This window comes from Candidatus Symbiopectobacterium sp. (assembly GCF_020054415.1).
GTDB lineage: Bacteria > Pseudomonadota > Gammaproteobacteria > Enterobacterales > Enterobacteriaceae > Symbiopectobacterium.
In genome coordinates, this window is sequence record NZ_JAHWCO010000006.1 from 1 (window position 1) to 1,451 (window position 1,451).

Sequence of the window (1,451 nt, forward strand, 5' to 3'; positions counted from 1 at the left end):
AGGTGGGTGAAGCCATGGCCATGGTCAAAGCGCTTAACCGGATCACGCTATTAGGAATGCCGAACAGTATTCGCATCACGTAACAATCGACCCGTATGGGGCGCAGTCGTTACAAGTTCTGATTTATTCAACAAAGCCCAGTTTTGGTTGAAAATGCTTGTCATCTCAGGTGTACACTTTTCTCATGAGGCCTAACTGCATGATTTTACGTTGCGAGGATCCGTTGTTTCGCTGGGCTGCCAGCATAAAATCTATTTATTCAACGAAGCCCCAATCAGGTTTAACCGTATGGGACTTGCAATGGCTGGCGCAAAGTAGGTTATTTCCCCACAACCAGCCTTTTCCTGACATGCTACACTCCCCTCCCTCTTTCGAGGTTCAAACCCATTACTGGGTAAGGATAAGTCAGGCTTGCAATAGGCACTCCAACAGCCCATGATTAACTCATTAACTTGATTTAATCACTTGATTTACAAAGCAGAATAGCGCACCTAAAACGGAATATCGTCGTCAAAGTCCATCGGAGGTTCATTGCCGCCAGGCATCGGAGCATTGTTCTGTTGACGCGGTGCTTGCTGTGCGCCGCCGCTGAAGGCCTGACCACCCTGAGGCTGCTGCGGTTGTCCCCAGCCACCCTGCGGTGCGTTGTTGCCTGCGTTGCCGCCTGCCGGGGCACCACCACCCTGACGGCCGCCCAGCATCTGCATGGAGCCGGAAATGTCTACCACTACTTCCGTGGTATAACGATCCTGCCCGCTCTGATCCTGCCATTTACGCGTGCGCAGTTGACCTTCAACATACACCTGTGAGCCTTTGCGCAGGTATTCTCCAGCCACTTCAGCAAGCTTTCCGTACAGAGTGACGCGGTGCCATTCTGTACGCTCTTTCTGCTCACCGGTCTGCTTGTCGCGCCAAGTATCTGACGTGGCCAGAGTCAGGTTAGCAACGGCACCACCGTTCGGCAGATAACGGACTTCCGGGTCTTGCCCCAGATTCCCGACAAGAATCACTTTATTAACGCCTCTGCTGGCCATGCTTGTGTCTCCTGATGAGTCAATACGTAAAGTCTAAGCCAGAAATCATAACATGCCAGCACTGTGCTGAGTACCCGCGATGTCGCATCCACACTTTTTTTATTGGTTACATTGTTGCATTAGAGTACTGGATATTTATGGGTCTTCACTTGTTGTGGTGGCTGAAGGCATGATAATGGCGTATTAAATTGCAGAGGTCACCACCATGGACGAAAAGTCTCTCTACGCTCATATCCTCAACCTGTCTATTCCGTGGCAGGTAAAGTCTCTTTCTCCCGATGAGAATGCCGGTTCTGTTACCGTTACAGTCGGTATCGCTGAAAACACTCAGTTAACCTGTCCAACCTGCGGGAAACACTGTCCTATTCACGATCACCGACATCGTAAATGGCGCCATCTCGATACCTGCCAGTTCGC

2 protein-coding genes and 1 pseudogene are annotated in these 1,451 nt (G+C 50.7%); 2 read left to right on the top strand and 1 reads right to left on the bottom strand.

From position 1 onward, the window contains the following. Positions 1-83 (top strand): annotated as a pseudogene (locus QZ506_RS00230) (lipoprotein); the annotation flags it as partial. A gap of 408 nt (positions 84-491) precedes the next feature. Here the strand turns inward: QZ506_RS00230 and QZ506_RS00235 are convergent. Further along, positions 492-1,034, bottom strand: coding sequence for a single-stranded DNA-binding protein (locus tag QZ506_RS00235; RefSeq protein ID WP_291968279.1), 543 nt, complete (start codon positions 1,032-1,034; stop codon positions 492-494). Positions 1,035-1,239: 205 nt separating this feature from the next. Here QZ506_RS00235 and QZ506_RS00240 point away from each other — a divergent pair. Beyond that, a partial coding sequence (locus QZ506_RS00240; RefSeq protein ID WP_291968280.1) for a transposase family protein occupies positions 1,240-1,451 on the top strand: 212 nt, incomplete at its 3' end.

Excerpts from the sequence above, each read along its gene's own strand:
- QZ506_RS00235 (WP_291968279.1), bottom strand. The coding sequence starts at position 1,034 with ATGGCCAGCAGAGGCGTTAATAAAGTGATTCTTGTCGGGAATCTGGGG.